The sequence below is a fragment of the Parabacteroides johnsonii DSM 18315 genome, assembly GCF_025151045.1.
In the GTDB taxonomy this organism is placed as follows: Bacteria; Bacteroidota; Bacteroidia; order Bacteroidales; family Tannerellaceae; genus Parabacteroides; species Parabacteroides johnsonii.
This window is the reverse complement of the sequence record NZ_CP102285.1, coordinates 3,446,302-3,466,041: the sequence shown is the minus strand read 5'-3', so window position 1 is coordinate 3,466,041 and position 19,740 is coordinate 3,446,302. Positions and strand designations below refer to the sequence as shown.

Annotated in this window: 20 protein-coding genes; 13 read left to right on the top strand and 7 right to left on the bottom strand. The window is 43.9% G+C overall.

Features of this window, described 5'->3' with window-relative positions; all coding sequences use genetic code 11:
- The first annotated feature begins 37 nt into the window (after positions 1-37).
- The 7 genes from NQ564_RS14485 to NQ564_RS14455 all read left to right on the top strand — a co-directional run bounded on the left by NQ564_RS14485 (position 38) and on the right by NQ564_RS14455 (position 3,975).
- Complete coding sequence (locus tag NQ564_RS14485) at positions 38-703, top strand: DUF2975 domain-containing protein (RefSeq protein ID WP_008146347.1); 666 nt, start codon at positions 38-40, stop codon at positions 701-703.
- A 31-nt stretch (positions 704-734) separates the two neighbouring features.
- Positions 735-1,187, top strand: a complete 453-nt coding sequence (locus NQ564_RS14480) for a DUF2975 domain-containing protein (RefSeq protein WP_129650204.1) — start codon at positions 735-737, stop codon at positions 1,185-1,187.
- Positions 1,188-1,198: 11 nt separating this feature from the next.
- Positions 1,199-1,666: a DUF2975 domain-containing protein gene (locus tag NQ564_RS14475; RefSeq protein ID WP_039847988.1), complete on the top strand. Its 468-nt coding sequence runs from the start codon at positions 1,199-1,201 to the stop codon at positions 1,664-1,666.
- A gap of 14 nt (positions 1,667-1,680) precedes the next feature.
- Positions 1,681-2,322 (top strand): DUF2975 domain-containing protein, encoded by a 642-nt coding sequence (locus NQ564_RS14470; RefSeq protein WP_129650202.1) that lies wholly within the window; start codon positions 1,681-1,683, stop codon positions 2,320-2,322.
- 12 nt (positions 2,323-2,334) lie between these two features.
- Entirely contained in the window at positions 2,335-3,147 is an 813-nt protein-coding gene (locus tag NQ564_RS14465) for a CPBP family glutamic-type intramembrane protease (RefSeq protein ID WP_008146343.1), read from the top strand.
- 15 nt (positions 3,148-3,162) lie between these two features.
- On the top strand, positions 3,163-3,375 hold the full coding sequence (locus NQ564_RS14460; RefSeq protein ID WP_008146342.1) for a helix-turn-helix domain-containing protein: 213 nt from the start codon (positions 3,163-3,165) through the stop codon (positions 3,373-3,375).
- 189 nt (positions 3,376-3,564) lie between these two features.
- Positions 3,565-3,975 carry a DUF3836 domain-containing protein gene (locus tag NQ564_RS14455; protein ID WP_008146341.1) on the top strand — a complete coding sequence of 137 codons (411 nt, stop codon included), beginning with the start codon at positions 3,565-3,567 and terminating at the stop codon, positions 3,973-3,975.
- 103 nt (positions 3,976-4,078) lie between these two features.
- Here NQ564_RS14455 and NQ564_RS14450 read toward each other — a convergent pair whose 3' ends face one another.
- Positions 4,079-5,443: a TrpB-like pyridoxal phosphate-dependent enzyme gene (locus NQ564_RS14450; protein WP_008146340.1), complete on the bottom strand. Its 1,365-nt coding sequence runs from the start codon at positions 5,441-5,443 to the stop codon at positions 4,079-4,081.
- Between the two features lie 556 nt (positions 5,444-5,999).
- Here NQ564_RS14450 and NQ564_RS14445 point away from each other — a divergent pair.
- From NQ564_RS14445 to rfbD, 3 genes are all read left to right on the top strand, one after another.
- Positions 6,000-7,163 (top strand): 6-bladed beta-propeller, encoded by a 1,164-nt coding sequence (locus NQ564_RS14445; RefSeq protein WP_008146335.1) that lies wholly within the window; start codon positions 6,000-6,002, stop codon positions 7,161-7,163.
- A 73-nt stretch (positions 7,164-7,236) separates the two neighbouring features.
- Entirely contained in the window at positions 7,237-8,457 is a 1,221-nt protein-coding gene (locus NQ564_RS14440; RefSeq protein ID WP_008146334.1) for a DcaP family trimeric outer membrane transporter, read from the top strand.
- The gene (rfbD, locus tag NQ564_RS14435) at positions 8,457-9,344 is read left to right on the top strand and encodes a dTDP-4-dehydrorhamnose reductase (protein ID WP_008146332.1); all 888 of its coding nucleotides are present in this window, start codon (positions 8,457-8,459) and stop codon (positions 9,342-9,344) included. Before NQ564_RS14440 ends, rfbD begins: the two co-directional genes overlap by 1 nt.
- 51 nt (positions 9,345-9,395) lie before the next feature.
- Here rfbD and NQ564_RS14430 read toward each other — a convergent pair whose 3' ends face one another.
- Entirely contained in the window at positions 9,396-10,406 is a 1,011-nt protein-coding gene (locus NQ564_RS14430) for an aspartate-semialdehyde dehydrogenase (protein WP_008146330.1), read from the bottom strand.
- Positions 10,407-10,538: 132 nt separating this feature from the next.
- Here NQ564_RS14430 and NQ564_RS14425 point away from each other — a divergent pair, with 132 nt between their 5' ends.
- Complete coding sequence (locus NQ564_RS14425) at positions 10,539-12,890, top strand: lamin tail domain-containing protein (protein WP_008146329.1); 2,352 nt, start codon at positions 10,539-10,541, stop codon at positions 12,888-12,890.
- A gap of 7 nt (positions 12,891-12,897) precedes the next feature.
- On the opposite strand, the gene NQ564_RS14420 is transcribed toward NQ564_RS14425, so the two are convergent.
- Positions 12,898-14,025, bottom strand: a complete 1,128-nt coding sequence (locus NQ564_RS14420; RefSeq protein ID WP_008146327.1) for a clostripain-related cysteine peptidase — start codon at positions 14,023-14,025, stop codon at positions 12,898-12,900.
- Positions 14,026-14,169: 144 nt separating this feature from the next.
- Here NQ564_RS14420 and NQ564_RS14415 point away from each other — a divergent pair, with 144 nt between their 5' ends.
- Both NQ564_RS14415 and NQ564_RS14410 read left to right on the top strand, forming a co-directional pair.
- On the top strand, positions 14,170-14,727 hold the full coding sequence (locus NQ564_RS14415; RefSeq protein ID WP_039848021.1) for a DUF3575 domain-containing protein: 558 nt from the start codon (positions 14,170-14,172) through the stop codon (positions 14,725-14,727).
- A 7-nt stretch (positions 14,728-14,734) separates the two neighbouring features.
- A complete protein-coding gene (locus NQ564_RS14410; protein WP_008146324.1) occupies positions 14,735-15,235 on the top strand; it encodes a DUF3868 domain-containing protein in 501 nt (166 codons plus the stop codon).
- A 559-nt stretch (positions 15,236-15,794) separates the two neighbouring features.
- Here the strand turns inward: NQ564_RS14410 and NQ564_RS14405 are convergent.
- The 4 genes from NQ564_RS14405 to NQ564_RS14390 form a co-directional block, all read right to left on the bottom strand.
- The gene (locus NQ564_RS14405; RefSeq protein ID WP_008146318.1) at positions 15,795-16,703 is read right to left on the bottom strand and encodes a fimbrillin family protein; all 909 of its coding nucleotides are present in this window, start codon (positions 16,701-16,703) and stop codon (positions 15,795-15,797) included.
- Positions 16,704-16,839: 136 nt separating this feature from the next.
- On the bottom strand, positions 16,840-17,805 hold the full coding sequence (locus NQ564_RS14400; RefSeq protein ID WP_129650200.1) for a fimbrillin family protein: 966 nt from the start codon (positions 17,803-17,805) through the stop codon (positions 16,840-16,842).
- Positions 17,806-17,850: 45 nt separating this feature from the next.
- Positions 17,851-18,762, bottom strand: coding sequence for a DUF5119 domain-containing protein (locus tag NQ564_RS14395; protein WP_008146315.1), 912 nt, complete (start codon positions 18,760-18,762; stop codon positions 17,851-17,853).
- Between the two features lie 125 nt (positions 18,763-18,887).
- Complete coding sequence (locus NQ564_RS14390; protein WP_008156402.1) at positions 18,888-19,739, bottom strand: helix-turn-helix domain-containing protein; 852 nt, start codon at positions 19,737-19,739, stop codon at positions 18,888-18,890.
- Position 19,740 lies beyond the last annotated feature (1 nt).

The window sequence follows — 19,740 nt, the reverse complement described above, 5'->3', positions numbered from 1 at the left end:
ATATAGGGGCGGGGTAAGCCCGCCCTTTTTATAGATTATGAAAAAGCAATTGAATTTAATCTGTGTATTGATATTTTTCTTTGTCGGTTTGTCTTTAGTTCCGAGCATCTATTCGATGAGCAATGCTTTTATGGACGGCTTTGAAGTCGGAATGTCGCAGGCGGAAGATGTGCATGGACAGGAAACAACAAACATTAGTGCGGAAATATTAACTCCGATGACTCTTAGTCTATGGCCGAAATCTTTGGCTGTCACTTCGGATAAACTATTCAACCATAAAGATCAGGAATGGTATCCGGCTTCACATATCCAAACAGTAGTCTGGGCGAAATCCAAAGATACCGTAATTACAAGATATGCAAGTTTCCTTGTGCTGATCGGCATATTCTTTATAATAAAGGCGATCGTACAATTCTATAAGCTTATCAATGCGATTAATCACGAGGTGATCTTCGATTGGATGAATGTACGCCGTTTGAATCGCATCGGGCGCAATCTGCTGATTTCTTTTATGCTGGCACAGGCTTATATGATAACGAATTACTGGGAGGCAACCCGATTATTCGAGTTAGAAGGTTATGAACATAATTTCTGGTGTGACTTTCAGCCGATGACATTGATAATGGGCCTGATTGCTTTATTGGTAGGCCGTATTTTTGCAATCGGTCTGCAGATGAAAGAAGAACAAGAGTTGACAATTTAAGAATCTGATAATGATAAATAAGACACAAACCATGAGCAAAACATCTAAAAATACAAGTTTGGGAGTAATAACAGGAGTGTTTATTTTCTTTTTGGTTCTGCTTGGAACCAACACATTTAATGAGGCTTATATACAATTGAAACATAGTGTTGTAGACGAACATATACATGCAGTTTTATTCTATTCGCTGGAATTGATAGTTCTGCTCTTTATTGCTTATGGTGTTTGCAAGGTCATTAGTAATATCAATGAACAGAAGTTTTTTGTGAAGATAAATTATATGCTTTTCTATTATATGGGAGTTGCATTGCTCTTTTTGCCTTTGCTTCATGGATTAGGAGATGCTTTGGATACAGCCCATGATTGGAAAATCATACCTATGGATGTTCCTGTTTGGAGTGCAATGGGTACATTTCTACTTATCATTGCAGAAATTTTTCGTTACGGAATACGGATGAAAGAAGAACAAGATTTGACAGTTTAATATCAGTTGAGATGAAACGGAATTTGAATACCTTATGTTTTGTATTGGTGATGCTTTGTATTGTCGCTCTTTTATCAAATAATATAGATGCTTTACAGCTTTGCTATGAAATGGGGAAAGGTACGGCTTATACTGATGCTACACAGAGAAGTTTTTTGATAAAGACTATGATTCGTGCCGTAGATATGAATATATTGTTGATAGCAGGCATACTTTTGATTATAGTTGTCTCGAAAATAAATAAGGGACTTGTTTTTGTCTGGCAGAATATCACATTGTTCAGGTGGATCGGATATTTGTTGGGTATTCACGCTTTGGTTTCTTCTGCTATTAATTATGTGGAAAAACAGGCATCAGAGACTTTTGAAGGAAATCCGTTTGATTATCAAGGAGTGATCGCAGCAATATTTGTCTTAATGGTCGCGGAGATTTTTGCGATTGGCCTGAGAATGAAAGAAGAACAGGATCTGACGGTCTAATGGAGGATATGAAAATGAAATCGAAAAGTATAAGGATATTGAGTATTTTGATACTGCTTCTTTCTATGGTGGTGTTGGGTGACGGCTTTCAGGGCTTTAAAGACGGATGGAACAGTGCCGGCCGTGATTTGGATAAGAAGCCGGAAGGAAAGATCCATCGTGTGGAAGTGGCATTGAACCCTGCTGTCGCATATAGTTTGCCCGATACGTTGCAACTGGCGGATAATCGGAAAATACCTTATCAGATAGGAAATATCGCTTTGGGGATGAAGACCGATAAGGTCTACGAGCTGTTTTCGGGCATTATAGGATTTGTTTCCGCACCGGTCTCTCTGTTCCTGATTGTTTGGGCGGGATTGTCTTTCTTCCGTTTTATCCGGGATGTGCAACGGCAGCAGATATTCATTCGTCCGAATGTCAAGAGACTCCGTGTTATTTGCTGGATGTTGTTGTTTGTCGGGATTATGAGGAATATGTTTACAGGGGTGGACTATTTTCTGCTGTTAAAAGATAGCAGTGTCTCTTTCCCCGGCTATCAGATTGCCGGTTTTGAGTTTGAATATAGTACGTTCTTTTTAGCTCTCTTGTTCGGCCTTTTTGCCGAAATATTTGCATTGGGGGTTAAATTGAAAGAGGAACAGGATCTGACGGTTTAAAGTAAGGCGGATATGGATAAGATTGTAAAATTGTTGCTTGCCCAACTCGGATTTGTATTTTTGGGTGTTTTTCTGTCGCTTCCCTTTTTTGTGACGGAAAAGGAAGAGGAGGGAACGGATGTCTATTGGATGATATCGGGCCTGTCTTTGGGGACTCTCTTCCTTGCATGGTATATATTTTCTAAAAAATATGTCCGGTTCAATATGCAGACTTGGTCGCTCCGATCTTTGAAGGCGGTACTCTTGACCATTTTACTGAGTTTTTCCTTTTTCTTTTTGGCGGATAGCTTGGGTAACTGGGTGAATTGGAGCAATGAACGGTGGAGCAATGGGATAAGTATCCTGCGAAAGATGAGTCATCATTCGTTCGGACTCGTGTTCCTTTTAGCCAGTCCGATTGTCGAAGAACTTTTGTTTCGTGGTTCCATACTACGTTTACTACTTGAGAAAGAAAGGTTGGCTCCTAAATATGCCATTTTAGCTTCGGCTCTGATATACGGAGCTCTCAATCCGGGCGAGAATATCCCGTACTTCCTTTTCGGCTTGCTTTTAGGATATCTTTATTACCGTTCCGGCAGTTTGAGCTTATGTATTCTTTCGACTATGATTATGAATGGAATTCCCGTTCTGCTTACAATTTGTTATCCGGATGTCCGTTCCGTATATGAATTGATGGGAGTGCTTCCTTTTATCGGGCTTGTAGTTCTGAGTGTACTACTGTCAGCCGGTTGTCTTTATGGATTGAATAGGAGTTTTGGTGTGCCGGCCTGGCAAGTATCGAGAAATATGGATGATACGTCCGGTGGTGTTTTAATTAACGAATAATCAGAGGAGTAAGATATGGCTATAATAGTGAATTTGGATGTGATGATGGCAAAAAGAAAGATCGCTTTGGGCGATTTGGCTGATCGTATCGGTATTACCCCGGCAAACCTTTCGATCTTAAAAACGGGTAAAGCCAAAGCTATACGCTTTTCTACTCTTGAGGCAATTTGTAAGGAGCTCGATTGCCAACCGGCGGATATACTCGAATTTAAGGAAGATGAAACGTGATGTCCTGAGCATAAATGATTATCTTCTTACAATATGTAAGTGATTAGGGACGTGTGAAGGTGGATAAAATATTTAATATTGTTAAATTGATTATATTTGCTGACAATATGTAAGTAAAAGTTTGGTTATTTATGGAATGATATCTACATTTGCACCGCAATTTGAAAGTAATCTTAAAGTAATAATTATATGAAAACTTCAGTTTTAAGTAAAAGCATTCTTGTTCTTGCAGTTATGTTCTTGTGTAATCTTGCAATGAGCGCAGCCTCTCCCAGAGAGTATATGTATGATACGAAGGAAGAGAATGGTAAAGTTATTTCAAAAGTCATTTTCTTGAATGACAATGGACTTTTAAATAAAGAAGTTAAATATGAATTTTCTTACAATGAAAACGGCAAAGTGTCAGAAAAGAAGGCATATCGCTGGAATAAAAGTAAGGATGAGTGGGTTCCCTATTATCTGACAACTTATTCATACGATGCAGAAACAGGAGAAATCAACACCACATACGGAATGTGGGATAAAAAGAAGAAAGATTTTAGCTTAAATGTCCAGAATATGGTTGCTCCGGCAACAAGTTATAACGACATTTTCTCATAATACCTATTTTAGAATATTTCATAGACACAACCGAAAATGGCGCTAATAACAAAAGACGTGAGTCCCTGTTATTAGCGCCATTTTCATTTGGTCGGCTTTTATCTTACTTGATGATCTTTTCTATCTCCGAAAGATTCTTCTCTACATCGGCGTCTGTGACTTCGTAGTTTGTCAGATCGCCTGCCAGATACTGGTCATAAGCGGCCATGTCGATCAAGCCGTGACCGGACAGGTTGAACAGGATCGTACGCGGTTTGCCTTCGATCTTAGCCTGTTCTGCTTCGCGAATGGCAGCAGCGATAGCGTGGGAAGATTCGGGAGCCGGTATGATACCTTCGCTCCGGGCGAATAACGTGGCTGCATTGAATGTTTCAAGCTGTTGGATATCTACAGCATCCATCAGGCCGTCTTTCTTTAATTGGCTGACGATAGAACCTGCACCGTGATAACGCAAACCGCCTGCATGTATATTGGCCGGGGCGAAGTTGTGACCTAAGGTGAACATCGGAAGCAGTGGCGTATAGCCGGCTTCGTCACCGAAGTCGTACTGGAATTGTCCGCGTGTCAGTTTCGGGCAGGAAGCCGGTTCTGCTGCCATGATACGGATATCTTTTCCTTGTGTCAGCTTATGACGCAAGAATGGGAATGCGATACCGGAGAAGTTCGAACCACCACCGAAACAAGCGATAACCACGTCCGGGTATTCTCCCGCCATCTCCATCTGTTTTTCTGCTTCCAGACCGATAACCGTCTGGTGGAGCATCACATGGTTCAGCACGCTACCCAATACATATTTGCAGTTGGGGGTTTGCATAGCCAACTCGACCGCTTCGGAGATAGCCGTTCCCAGGCTTCCCTGATAATTCGGGTGCTTGGTGATAATGTCGCGGCCTGCACGTGTACTCATACTGGGCGAGGCGATCACTTCGGCTCCGAACGTCTGCATGATAGAACGGCGGTAGGGTTTCTGGTTGTAGCTGACCTTTACCATATAGACAGCCAGTTCCAATCCGAAATGTTTGGCCGCCATAGCCATGGAAGCTCCCCATTGTCCGGCACCTGTTTCGGTCGTTACATTGGTTACGCCCTCCTTTTTACAGAAATAGGCTTGTGGAATAGCGGAATTCAGTTTATGAGATCCGACAGGGCTGACACTTTCGTTCTTGAAGTAGATGTGAGCCGGTGTATCGAGCGCTTTTTCAAGTCCGTAAGCGCGGACCAACGGAGTCGGACGCCAGATTTTATACATCTCGCGAACTTCTTCCGGGATTTCGATCCAGGCATCCGTCTGGTTCATTTCCTGGTCTACCAATCCTTTGGCAAATAGAGGATAGAGATCTTCAGGCTTGAGCGGTTCCTTTGTTTTGGGGTTGAGCGGAGGAAGCGGTTTATTCTCCATGTCTGCTACGATATTGTACCAGGCTGTAGGAATATCTTTCTCCTGCAGTAAAAACTTCTTACTTTCCATGATGTTGTTATGTAGTTTACATTATTAATCGATTTGGCCTTTAAGGCTTACAACTTGGAAGCAAAGTAACAAATAATATTTCGTTCTTCAAATGAAATGCCGGGAAATATATCTCTTTATGACTTAACTATTCGTTCTTAAGAATCTCGACGATAAGGATTTTCCCTTTTCCTGCCTTTACAAGTGCTGCGGAAATACAATATCCCCCCTGAAAAACGAGTAAGATGTTATCTGCTTGGTTATCAGTGGACAAGTGAAAAATATGTTTGTTAAAAAATATTACCCTTGCGGGGAATTTGAAATAGATGGGGTATAAAATCAAATTTTATGCGCTACTGTTTCGATTTGGACCAATGGGTATTTTGGAAAACAATACAATAAGGTCTGGAATGACAATAAGCTACGGTTCTTTTATACAGAAAGAAGAATGGTTTGTTAAATAATGTATGAATTGGTGGGGTGAAGATTATTCCTTATCTTGGCAAAATATTGGAAGACCGGAGAGTTTCGGTTGCTACGAATTAAGGATGTATAAGTAAATAAAGAATTTAGTACAATGAAAAGAAGAACTGCAATAGGGGCGGTTGTCCTATCCGTTTTAGCCGGAATAGGAATAGTAGGGTGCCAGCAATCCGAAATATCCGAATCCCTTGTGACTATTGACGTAAAAGCTGATTATCCGGAAAAGGAGCTGACCCTCCAGGATTTTATGGAGGTGGAATACATCCCGTTGGAGACGAATGACGAGTTCATTACGCAAGGGAGCGTCAAGGCAATCGGGCGTGACTATTTAGTCGTGACAAACCGCATTAATGACGGTAATATTTATATGTTTGACAGGAAGACCGGTAAAGGAGTAAGAAAAATTAATAGAATGGGGCAAGGTGCCGAAGAATATGCTTTTATCAACGGGATTGTCTTGGACGAAGATAACGGGGAAATGTTTGTCAATAGTGCTTCAATGAAAAAGATATTCGTGTACGACTTGCAGGGAAACTTCAAGAGAAGTTTCAACCATGCGGAAGGGGCGGAATATTTGGAAGTGTACGATTATGACAAAGATAACCTGATATGTTATGATATGTCTCTATATTATAAGGATGGCGAGAAAAGAGAGAACAAATTTTACCATGCGCTCATATCGAAACAAGACGGAAGTGTCACCCGGGGTATTCCAATCCCATTTGATATCGTTAAAGCACCTTTTGTACAAAAGGGAGATATGGTTGCAGTCTCTGCTGTACGCTCGATAACTCCATATCGGGAAAACTGGTTGTTGGTTGAAACCTCTTCCGATACGGTGTATCGATATACATCTGCAAAAGGTAAGTTGACCCCGTTCCTTGTGAAAAAGAGTACTACGGAACCTGACGTTATGCTTAGCATGGGTGTTGTTACTGACCGTTATTATTTTATGCAAGCCATAGAAAAAGTGTTTAACTTCGAAAAGGGAAGAGGATTCCCGAGTTCGGACTTGATGTACGACAAACAGGAGGCTGCCGTATTCAAGCCTGTTGTGTTTAATGCGGATAATGATAAACGGGTGGAATTGGTTATGCATCCGGAAGGTGGAGAGATCGCCTCATTTCAAAGCTTGTCGGCAGATCAACTGGTTGAAGGCTATCAGAATAACGAGTTGAAAGGGCGACTGAAGGAAATCGCAGGCAGATTGAACGAAGAGTCTAACCCGGTTATCATGCTGGTAAAGTACAAGAAGTAAAAGATCCTAAGTCGTTGTTTTTGTAGTGAGAGCAAACTTCCTTACCTTTGCAATCAATTTGAAAAGACGGACAATGAAAAGATACTTGCTACTCTTTGCGGCCTTGTGTATGGGTATGGCCGGTTATGCTCAGAAAAAGAATTTTTCTTATAAATTTTATGGGCAGGTGCGTGGCGACCTGTTTTATAATTCACGTGCCAATGCTGAAATTGTTGACGGGCTATTCCACCTTTATCCGAAAGACAAGAATTTGGATGCCGATGGAAATGACCTGAATGCTACAGCAAACGGGAGTTTCTATCTGCTCTATTCCCGCTTGGGAGTGGATGTGACGGGACCGAATATCGGGAAAGCCGTGACGACAGCCAAGTTGGAGGCGGATTTTCGTGGCTCCGGGAGTAATTGGGCAGTCTTGCGTATTCGCCATGCTTATGTCAACCTGGATTGGGGGAAATCAGCGGTGCTGGTGGGGCAAACCTGGCATCCGTTGTTCGGCGATGTGTCTCCGCAGATGTTGAACCTTTCGACCGGTGCGCCTTTCCAGCCGTTTAACCGTAGCCCGCAGATCCGTTACCGGTACACGTCGGGCAAAGGATTGCAACTGACGGGGGCTGTATTGTGGCAGTTGCAGTATTTGTCTGCCGGCCCGAACGGAAAAAGCGAGGAATATATAAAGAACAGTTGCATCCCGGAAGTCTACGTTTCGGCTGATTATAAGGCAGACGGTTTGATTGCCGGCGTCGGTATGGAAATGCTGTCCTTGAAACCCCGGCAGCAGACGACGGTGGACGACCGTGTGTATAAAGTGAACGAGCGCGTGACTTCCCTTTCTTTCGAGGCACATGCCAAATATACAACCCGGGACTGGGTGATTGCCGGTAAGACCTTGCTGGCTTCTAACTTGACGCAGGCCTGTATGCTGGGCGGTTATGCGGTTACCTCTGTCGATCCGCGTACAGAGGAACAGGAGTATACGCCTTACCGCCATTCCATGACCTGGTTGAATGTGGTCTATGGCAAGAAATGGAAACCGGGAATTTTTGTCGGCTATCTGAAGAACTTAGGGACGGGAAAGGCGATCGCCGGACCGACCTATGGCGTCGGACTGGATGTGGACCAGGTGTTTACCACTAACCTCCAACTTTCTTATAATCTGCCTCACTGGAAGTTGGGAGTGGAGTACAGCCCTTCTCTTGCTTGGTATGGAGATATGAATGCGGAAAATGGTAAAATAGAGAACACGCATTCGGTGACAAACCACCGTGTGTTGGGTGTCCTGATCTATATGTTCTGATGAAAAAGATATTGGTTATAGGTGCAAACGGGTTTGCTGGGCGGAGAATTCTGGATAAACTTTCGTCGAACGGGGAATGTGAGGTTGTCGGTTGTTCTCTTCATCCGGATATCCAGCCGGGGGAAAAGCATACGTTTGTCCGGGTGGATATGAATGATTATCCGGCAGTGGAAGTCTTGTTCGATCATGTATGCCCTGATGTCGTGATCAATTGCTCGGCTCTTTCCGTCCCTGATTACTGTGAGCAGCACCGTGAAGAGGCGTATGCGATTAATGTGGCGGCGGTGGAGAATCTGGCGCACTGTTGCGAGCAGCAGGGAAGCCGCTTTATCCATCTGTCGACGGATTTTGTGTTTGACGGGAAAAGCGACCGTCTCTATACGGAAGAGGATATGCCTGCTCCGCTTAACTACTATGGCCTGACCAAGTATCAGGGAGAACAGGCGGTTGCAAGGAACTGTCGCAACTATGCGGTTGCCCGTGTGGTTGTCGTCTATGGGAAAGCATTGCCGGGACAGCATGGCAATATCCTGCAACTGGTCAAGAATCGTTTGGAGGCAGGGCAGGAGATCCGTGTCGTTTCCGACCAATATCGTACGCCGACTTGGGTGGCGGATATCGCAGATGGCGTAGAGAAGCTGGTGTATTCCGGCAATTCCGGCATTTATCATATCTGTGGCGGGGAATATCTCTCTATCGCCGAAATGGCGTACCGTGTAGCCGATTATTTCAAGTTGGATCATTCCCTGATCTGTCCCGTTACAACGGAAGAAATGAAGGAGGCAACGCCACGTCCGCGTAATAGCGGATTGTCTATTGATAAAGCGAAGCTCGAGTTAGGCTATCGCCCGCATACGCTGGAAGAAGGGTTAAGGGAAATGGCATAAAAAAAGAGGATAGCTTTAACGCATCCTCTTTTCTGTATATTTAAATATCGTTTATCCGATATTCTTTACCTTCAACAAATACTCTGCGATCTGTACGGCATTCAAGGCTGCCCCTTTCTTGATCTGGTCGCTCACCGTCCAGAAAGTCAAGCCGTTCGGATTCGTGATGTCCTTACGGATACGGCCCACGTAGACAGGGTCTTTTCCGGCGATGAACAATGGCATCGGGTAGTCTTTCTTTGCCGGTTCGTCCTGCAGGATAACACCTTCGGCTTCAGCGAACGCCTTACGGGCTTCTTCTACACTGATCGGTTGTTCTGTCTCTACCCAAGTCGCTTCGCTGTGGGCACGCATAACCGGAACACGTACACAAGTTGCGCTCACTTCGATGTCGGAGTGCATGATCTTGCGTGTTTCGTTATACATCTTCATTTCTTCCTTCGTGTAGCCGTTATCCGTAAATACGTCTACGTGCGGGATGACATTGTAAGCCAGTTGATAAGCGAACTTCTCCACTGTCGGTTCTTCGCCTTTCAACAGTTGTTCATATTGTTTTACCAGTTCGGCCATAGCTGTTGCGCCTGCACCGCTGGCAGCCTGGTAAGTCGATACGTGTACGCGTTTGATATGCGACAGGCCTTCGATCGCCTTCAATGCAACGACCATCTGGATAGTGGTACAGTTCGGATTGGCAATGATACCACGCGGACGATTCAGTGCATCTTCCGGGTTCACTTCGGGAACAACCAAAGGTACATCGTTGTCCATGCGGAATGCGCTGGAATTGTCGATCATCACAGTACCATGTTTCGTAATGGTTTCTGCGAACTCGATAGAAGTACCGCCACCGGCCGAAACAAAAGCAACATCGATTCCCTTGAAGTCGTCGTTATGCTTAAGCTCCTTGACGGTAATCTGTTTACCACGGAAAGTATAAACACGTCCGGCACTGCGAGATGAGCCAAAAAGCACCAGCTCATCCATCGGGAAGTTTCTCTCGTCGAGTACGCGCAGGAATTCCTGTCCTACCGCTCCACTCACTCCAACAATTGCTACTTTCATTTTGAGCACTAATTAATTTGTTTATAGAAAAAATAGTATAACTTTACAACGTCTACAGAAAGCTTTGCGCTTCCTTCATTACAACGCTTTGGGGTGCAAAGATATACAATTTATAAACAAAACTAGAAGGCTATGAAACAATTTATTCTTTTTCTCTTCGTATTACTTCCTTTTTGTGTGAATTCACAGGTGAATGAGACGTTTGATGGCCCGACGTTGGGGGCCGACTGGATCGGCAAGGACAGAGGGCAGTTTGCAATCAATGCCGATGGCAGGCTTCAGTTGAATATCGAACCGACTGAGTCAGGTACTGCTTCCATCGGCAAAGAAATCGCCTATTCGTCCGATATGCAATGGGAGTTTGATGTGCATATGCAGAAGTCTCCAAGTGACAAGAATAAACTATATGTTTACCTGTACCAAGAGAATGACGAACGCTTTTGTTATGTGCATATAGGAAATGTCGGCTATAAGGAGTTAGGCTTGAAACATCATGGCAATACCGATTTGATATCGCCTCAGACAGAATTCGAGGCCTTTCCTCTGCTGCTGCACGTGAAAGTGACGCTTGAAGATCACGAACGTTGGAATTTATATTACAAAACCGATGAAATGACCGGATATCGTTCGGAAGGTTCAGCCTTGTTTGCGACAGACGAATCGGTAGGGAAAGGCAATCTGATCTTTACATTTTATTATACGAAGACATTGAGCGATTTGTTCAGTATCGACAATGTGCGTATTCTCAACCGAGTGACAGAGACTCCACTCGAACCGGAGATACCAGACAAACCTGAAATCTTGCCGAATCTCATAGAAGTAGAGTCGTTTTCGGCCTCTAATCTTTTGTTCTCTTTCGACAGTCCGGTCGATATCTCCGATGCGGTTTTCAATATCTCGACTATTGGAGACGCCTATACAAAGAGTTATGTGGATACTGATACTAAACGGGTTGTCAGTACCTTCTTTGAGAAAAAAATGCAGACTGACTGTTCGTACACAATCTCTTATACAGGATTAAAGTCATTGTCGGGAAAGGCGATGCAAGATGAATGCTTGGAAGTCATATTGCAGGAAGAAGGCTCGGATCCTTCTCCTGAACCGGATCCTGTGCCAGGCAGACCTGATTCGTATCCAAAGGGATCAGTCGTTATCAATGAGGTTATGGCAAAACCTGGGAACGGGGGAATGGTGGAGTATGTTGAGTTACGCAACATGACTTCTGCTTCCGTTTCCTTGCATAAATGGGAGTATAAGAATGTGACGGGCAGGAAAACGAAAGTCTTGCCGAATATCGATTTGCCGGCTGGTGGATATGCTGTTCTGTTGGACGATGAAGAGAAGTTGTCCGTTCCTGCCCAAGCAGCGCTTATCCTGCTTGAAAAGTTTCCGGCATTGAACGACAATGGTGCGACGCTACAGTTGTGGGATGCTGCCGGGAATAAGATAGAAGAGATGACGTATGATGCTGCGACCTCCGGTGTGTCTTGGGAGCTGTCGGAAGGGAGATGGCTGCTTTCTACCGCCGTTTCGGGAGGAACACCCGGAGCAGTTAATTCTAACCCTCAAATAGAAGAAAAGCCGGAAGATCCTGACGATCCCGACGAGAACCCGGAGGGTCCAGAAGAGCCGTCTGTCCCGGATGAATTCGAACCTGTCCTCCCAGGAGAAATCATCATTAACGAGTTGCTCCCCGATCCGTATGCCGGAGGCAGCGAATATATCGAGTTGTATAACCGCTCGGAGCATGCCTTGTCTTTGTCCGCCCTTTCTCTCGCCATCCGTAAATCGGACGGGACGCTCAGCACCCGCTATCCTTTGACTTCTGTCCCGCATAATCTGAAAGCAAAAGGTTATCTCCTTTTGACCAAGAATTTGGAAGGCGTAACCTCTTTCTACGACATTGCCGATCTGTCTGCTTTTTGTGAGTTATCCAAACTTCCTATCCTTGCTAATACCTCTTCTACTTTGGCATTGCTTCGTACGGCAGATAAAATAGTAATAGATGAAGTCGCCTATTCTTCTAAATGGCACGCCCATTCGGTCAAAAACGTCAAAGGAGTCGCTCTTGAGCGTATCGATCCGGATGCCGCTACGCAAGATCCTGCCAATTGGACTTCCGCTTCCAAAACAGTAGGTTGCGGTACCCCTGGCTATCAGAACTCCCAATATAAAAATGCTTCATCGGGCGATGCTACGGGAATAGAGCCTCCTGTGTGGATAGAAGAATCCGGCAGCTACACCGTTTCTTACCTGCTCGATCGTCCGGGATATAGCTGTCGCGCTTTCGTTTTCAATACCTCCGGGCTGCGTGTTGCCGAGATATCCAATCATGAGTTGTTAGGCATTTCCGGCAAAATCATATGGAGTGGCATAGCTAACAACGGAAGTCCGTTGCAAGCAGGTATCTATATCTTCTATGCTGAAATATATCATCCCGAAGGTATGGTGAAACGCTTCAAGAAAGCTTTCCTGATCAGGTGAAGAAGGTTTATTCATAAACCGCCTGATACCAGCTAACCCTTTGTTGATACCATTCGAGCATTTTGGGTAGAGATTCTTGCGGAACGAAAACGGTCAGGCCGCAATAGCTGTTAATCGGCAATGCGTTTCCTATGGCGGCGTAGTAGGACTTTGGCGTATGTGCCTTGTAGACGACTGCTTTGTCCAGGCAACTGATGAAACGGTCGTATTGTTCGGCTGTCGCCAACTGCTTGATATAATCATTGAAGTCATAGAGCATTCCCGGGCTGCGGTATAAATATTCCAATCTTTGCATCTCCTTTAGATCGAGGCTGTAAATATCGCTTTCGGTCTTATCTGCCAAGATATCATGTGTTACGCTTTTCAGATTATCCAGTTCGCTCGTTTTCGTAAGCGATACGGTCGCATACGGATAGGAATCGTTCAGATAATAGTTGTAGAAGGTTTCGCCTACCTTTTCCAATTGTAGGTCGGTAGCGAACAATTGCGGCATCATCTCTTTATAAGGCCATCCGTCCGCCAATGTCTCTGTCGGGGAAGCTAAGATATATTCTGCTTTGTCTCTAAGCTCATATGCACATTCGATGCTTGCCATATAGCAGGCATCGAACAGGATAAAATTAAATACGTCGTCCGGCAACCCCTTTGCCAGGTCGTCGATCTCCATCCAGTTGTTGCCGTCCTGTCCGAACGCTTTCAGTTTATTCTGGTAGTCGGAAGGAAGCCAGGCAGTCCCGTGGCTCCATAACACCAATCCGTAACTGTCTGCCGGATATTGTGAAACCACTTCGCTGATCACGCTCCGCATCACGTCTGGATCAGCAGAGTTCTGTTTTTCATAGTCCTTCAGATGGAATTTCTTGACAATGCCGTTTTCTTCTTTTATCTGAAGAAGTTCCGGGTTCGAGCCAGAAGGGGCATAATAAACGATCAGATTCCCTCCGTTAAGGTTTTTGCCGGTCGCTCCTTCTATCATGCTTTCTATGTTTTTCGAGGCGAAGCTGTTGAGGCTGTTATTGGCCATCATATAGACTAAGATGGTGCGAGGTGTCCGGGGTTCCGGGGTCTCGTTCTCGGAACAGCTTGTGAATCCTAAGCAAAGGATGATAAACAGAGTGATAAGTTTAAATTTCATATGCCCCCAATACTAAATGGTTTGCTGCACAAAGATAGGTAATAAATCTGTCCGAATGTGCATTTAGTATTCGATTCTGTTTATGGACAGATGTATTTTGCTTATCTTTGTTTTCTAATTCATGTTGTAAATCAATAAATGTCGATGAATAGAGTCTATCTCGTCCTTGTCTGTCTGTGTTGTGCTTTCTGTGCCCGGTCGCAGGTGGTTGCCGTCAAAACGAATGTGCTGTATGATGTCACTACGACTTTCAACCTGGGAGCTGAAGTTGCATTCGATAAACATCTTTCGCTGGATATTTCCGGCAATTACAATCCCTGGACTCTCCCGGACGATAAATCCATTAAGCACTGGCTCGTACAACCGGAGTTGCGCTATTGGCTGCATGAACGGTTTAACGGACATTTTTTGGGTGTCCATGCCCTGTATGCCGATTATGATGTGGCAGGCAAGACACTTTTGAATGTGATGAAGTCCGATTATGCTTATGAGGGCAATGCCTATGGGGGCGGTATTTCGTATGGCTATCAGTTATATCTTTCACCCCATTGGAATATCGAGTTTACTGCCGGAGTCGGATATGTTCGTTTCAAGTACGACAAAACGCCTTTCCCGGCGGGCCAGGAGGCGGCAGGCAGTTATCGGAATGACTATTTCGGGCCTACCAAGTTAGGGATAAGTATCATGTATATCATTAAATAAGAACTTTATGAGAACAATTCCATATATCCTGTTTTTTCTTTTTACCGTCTTGTCCTGTCCTGCTCAGGAACTTCTGTCCGATTACCGGGGAATGGTGTATGTAAGAGAAAATAGTATCGAGCAGCAGGGAGATAACTTGATGTTGAATTTGCAAATCGACTTGTCCGGATTGTCCGTAGGCCGCTACCAAAGCCTGGCGATTGCACCGATGCTCCGTGAAGGGCGCGATTCGCTGAAGCTTCAACCGATCGTTGTGAACGGAGCCAATAAGCAGAAGATGTACGAACGGACCCTTGCCTTTAAAGGAAAAGTTGTGGCTGATGACGGGGGGTATCTGGTTGTGAAAAATCAACCGACCTTACTTCGGGAGGTTACTTATCGGATGGCAGTCCCTTTCGAGTCTTGGATGAAGGGAGCGGAGCTTGTCTTGGTCGGCGAACTGAAAAATTATGATGGTGTTACAAAGGAGGTCTATATAAATATTTTGACGGATAATCTAATCTTTTGATGCGCGGTGTGTCAGAACGTGCTTGTCCCCGCGCTCGGTAAATGCGGGTCGTTACACTAACGGATTTACTATTTTATAGAGAAAATGCTAAAATGCTCGACACCCGACATCTTTTACTTTTATCATTTTGATAAATAGACGATTATAAAGGTGTCGTTCTGGTGCCGTCCTGGTGTCGTTCCGGGTGATGCCGGTTTCAACATCCGGTATCACCCGGAACCAGTCTCCGATAACCGGCAAACTAATCCGTTTCGTGCCATCAACTAAGTCAAAACACCCGAAGAACTAAATGATAACATATAGTAAAGTATGTATAGGCAGTTACTGCCTGTTGCCTATAGGTAGTACTACTAATTGGTGATATGTAGCACTATGTATTCGTGATAAGTAGTACTACATATAAGTAATATATAATATGTTTTGAATTAGTTTACTATGACTTTCGAGTTAGTTTAGGGGATGTTCCGGATTAGTTGTTCGATGAGAGCGGAAAATTCCGGGTGAAGTGCCGGAAAATAAAAAGGTATGATCCGTATTGGCCAATAACAGGTTCTTGTTGCTAAAAATAAACCGTCTCATTGCTTGAACCTCCATCTGTCCAGGGATTGATGCTGCCGGAGAGATGGATGTCTTTCGCTTGTAAAGTGAATTCGTAGGTTTGTTTCTTTCCTGACTCGAATGCTTTTAAGGACTCGATGGTGTACTCTTTCCCGCTCATACGCACGATAAACACGGGCTTAGGAACCGGAAAAAGCAAATAGTCGGTAACGATCGTCTGTTGCGCTGGAATGACAGGCGTATTTAAGCCTTTGATAAATGTATAGGTTGCAGTGGAAACCGCCTGTGTCAGTTTGCCTGTTTGAATATCGAGTTGCAAAGTCGGGGAGTAATTGGCTAAAGAGATGCTTTCTAAAATCATCTCTTCTTTGATATCATCATCTTTTTGGAATTTGATGGTGACGGCGGAAAGGAGGTGGTTGAAAGCGAGGTTAACCGCTTCTTCGTTTGTGGCTTTACTCCGGTTCAATACGGGAGTGGACCACATGATATCTTCTTGTTTGCTTAGATCGAATGGAATGCTTCCAGATGTATGGGCGGCCGACTGTATATAAGGATAGTAAGCGTAGAAATTTAGCAAGGTGTCAGGATTGATGGGATAATGGGCGTCTGTCGAAGCTGCTAATTCAGTGTCGCCGGCTTCTTTGGTATAGAGATTGTTTGCCAGATCTTTACGGAGTGTCGTATTGACGCTTCCGTCGTTTTTATGATGTCCCCAGGAAAAGACTCCGATTTGGGAGTTGTCGGGAAGGGTAGTTCCGGTAATGATGGACTTGGTGGTAAGGGTTTGGATACGGGTGGAAAAGTGGATGGCTTGTGATGGCGTTACTTCTACCAGTGGTACATCTGTTTCATTACAACCAGATAGTATAAGAAGTAATAGTCCAAACGTGTATTTGATGATTTTCATTTGTTATGATTGACTTGTGAAAGGAATAAAGCTATAAAGGGCTATGTCACAACTGCCTTGTTCTCGTATTTGATTCCATGGCCGTCAAATGCGAGGACAAGAAGATTTCGACACAGCCCTTTAAGGCTTTCTTTAATTAATCAAATGTTCCACTTCCAGAAGTAGTACCTGTTCCCCAACCTGTAATAGTTGCTGTTGGTTCAATACCTGTTGCACTGAATGTTAATGTGATCTTATGTGCATTACCAATTGTTGCTGCTCCAGTCATTGTAATAGTGACCTCTTTTTCTGTAACATTGTCTGTCGCAACGAGTAAAGTGTAACTTTCAGCAGGCTGTAACATTAGATAACCAACGTTTTGAGCATCTGCTGTCACTGGCATGTCAATGTTTGCAATCTCTTGATCATCGTTCTGGTTACGAACAGATAAATTTGTTTTGTCTGTAGTATTTGTCCAGTCTAATGTAGTTACTTCATTATCACTAAATGTCATTTTGGGTTTGGTTAGAGCATCTTTTACCTTGATGGAAACTATCTTTCCAAATGTTGCTTTTGCTGCTTCGCTTCCAATGACTTCAAATTGTAATTGAGTTAATAGATGTTTGAATGATAAAGGGGCCATCTGTTGGCCCTCTGTTTTTGAACCACTAACGGCTTTTGCAATTATTATATCTTTTGTTCCATCTATAGTCCATTCGACTTGTCCAGCAGTATTTGTTCCTTCAGGGCTGTATGCAATTAAATGCGATTTATTGCTTGCATTTGCATTATAATATAATTTAGTTGCATTTGTAAAATCAATTTTCCCATCTGTACTTAATTGAGGAGTGGATGCCACAGTTGCTACATCTGTCCAAACTGCTGATGGAGCGTCTGGAGCTGCAACAATTTGTAACGGAACAGTTGTTGTAGGATAATTGGCATTACCATCAGTTCCATTTTCAATAGGGGTCTTTGTTAATATAACGCCAGCGCTCAACTTTATCTCCACCTTATCCTGATTACCGCCAGTCACTTCGTCAATCACATCGCTTTCGTTTGAGCAGCTGCTCAAAACTGAAATGCTTGCTATTGCAAGCATGCTTACTACTAAATTTTTCATGATATTCTTTTTAAAATTGTTATTATACCCTATATTGCTTATCATTTATTCGATGATTAGACTGTCTCCGGCTGCTACTTCCCAATGGTTGATTTTGACTGTGAAAGTGGGGCCGGGAACGACGGAGGCTTCTATGGCTACGTCTATGTCGTGGCCTTCGGTTTCGTCGATGGAGGTTCCTAAGTCGATGGTGGAAGAACTGCTGCTACCGTCGGATAAGGTAAAATCTAATGTTACCTCATGAGTGGGAGTCTCCGGTTTTTCCGATGGTTCTTCTCCTTTTTCTTTAGGTTTTCCCAGTATCAGAATGTTTGCATTTACTCCTTCCTCTGAAGGGGTGGTTTCGAATGTCAGGTCTGTCTTCTCACCGGTTACAATCTCCTGTCTGCTTAGATTGATGGAAGTCGACATACCGCTGATGGTCCCTTTACAATTTGTTATCTTCTCCATTCCGTCTACTTTGACCTTGATGGACAGGTTACGGACCAATGGTTCGGGAGTGAATTCGATTAACTCGTTGCTCCCGGCTTTTATTTCTAATTCTTCAACAACAACCCCGTATAAGGGGATTTTTCCTGCTTGAGCGCTTTCGGCCGTCTTTGTCGTTTGAAGGTAAGCCTCGGCTGTTTCAAACTTATTGGTGTTTCTAAAATCGATGTCTGCGGCATCACAATTAAATATCAATAATTTATAGCGGGCAGGCGGCAATGTGAAACTCAATTCATCGGCATCATCTTCCATCTGGATGACTGAACCTCCGTCTGTCGGATAGAAACAGTATCTAACCCGTTCCGGGGCCGGATATCCTTTCAAGCGCTTATCCCATTTGAAGGAATATTGTATGTCGCCCTGTTTGTCCAGACTCGGTGTCTTTTCCGTACTGCATCTGATCAGTGTGATGATAATGCAACAAATGGTAAAGACGATTCCTGTTTTTATACAATTCTGAATGTTCATTCTTTAAATAAGTATTGATAATCAATACTATTTTTTCTTTATGTCGCAAATATAGAGGGATAACAGGTAGCTGGAATTGCTTTTTTTAATCAAAAGGTTGTAAAACCTATGAAATATATTGATTTTTATACGTTTTCGTCCCTTTCGTTACGGATGGCCCTCGGAGACTTGCCGAAGTTAGCCCGGCAGAAGTGGGAAAAGTTAGACAAGGATTCGAAGCCGTACTTATAGCAGATCTCGGATATGCTTGCATTCGTGGTGGTCAGGTCGTTTTGTATATCCAGGCATTTCTTTTTGGTCATCCATTGGTAAGCCGGCTCTCCGAATGTCTCTTTGAATAAACGCCGGAAGGTGGGAGTGCTATATCCTCCTAATTGCGCAAAAGACTCGACATCTTTTGCTTTCAGGTAGTTTTGCATGACAAAGTAGCGGAATGTTTGGCTATACCTATATATAGGTGCATAGAAATTGGCAATCTCTTTCAAGGTATAGTAGCAGTTGAGCAGGAAATACAACTCCGTCTGCTTGGCTTTCAGGAATTCCGCACACAGGAGATCATTGTTGAGGTACATCTTGAGCCCGTTGATAAAAAGGCGCAACGGGAAACACATATCCATGACGACCGGGAGCATGGGAGACTCTTTCGCCAGTTCCAGTCCTTTGTTGAAACGGTCGGTACAAATGTTTTGCGGAGCCTCGAACAGGTAAAGGATGCATTCTGTAGATTCCAGGATGTGGAACTCTACACGTGAACCGATCGGTTGCATGATGAACTGCCCGTCATGAAATACCGTGCCCGGATGCTCGTCGCTGGTTACCCGAACGGAGCCGGATATCAGAAAATAGATCGTATTTTGTGAACACCGTTCTTTTGGGATCATCATTCCTTTCAGGAAAGAACGGTATTTGAATATCTGCTTCTGATAGTGGGAGCAAGAAGAACAGTCTGTATATTTCTGACAGATAAAATCAGACATC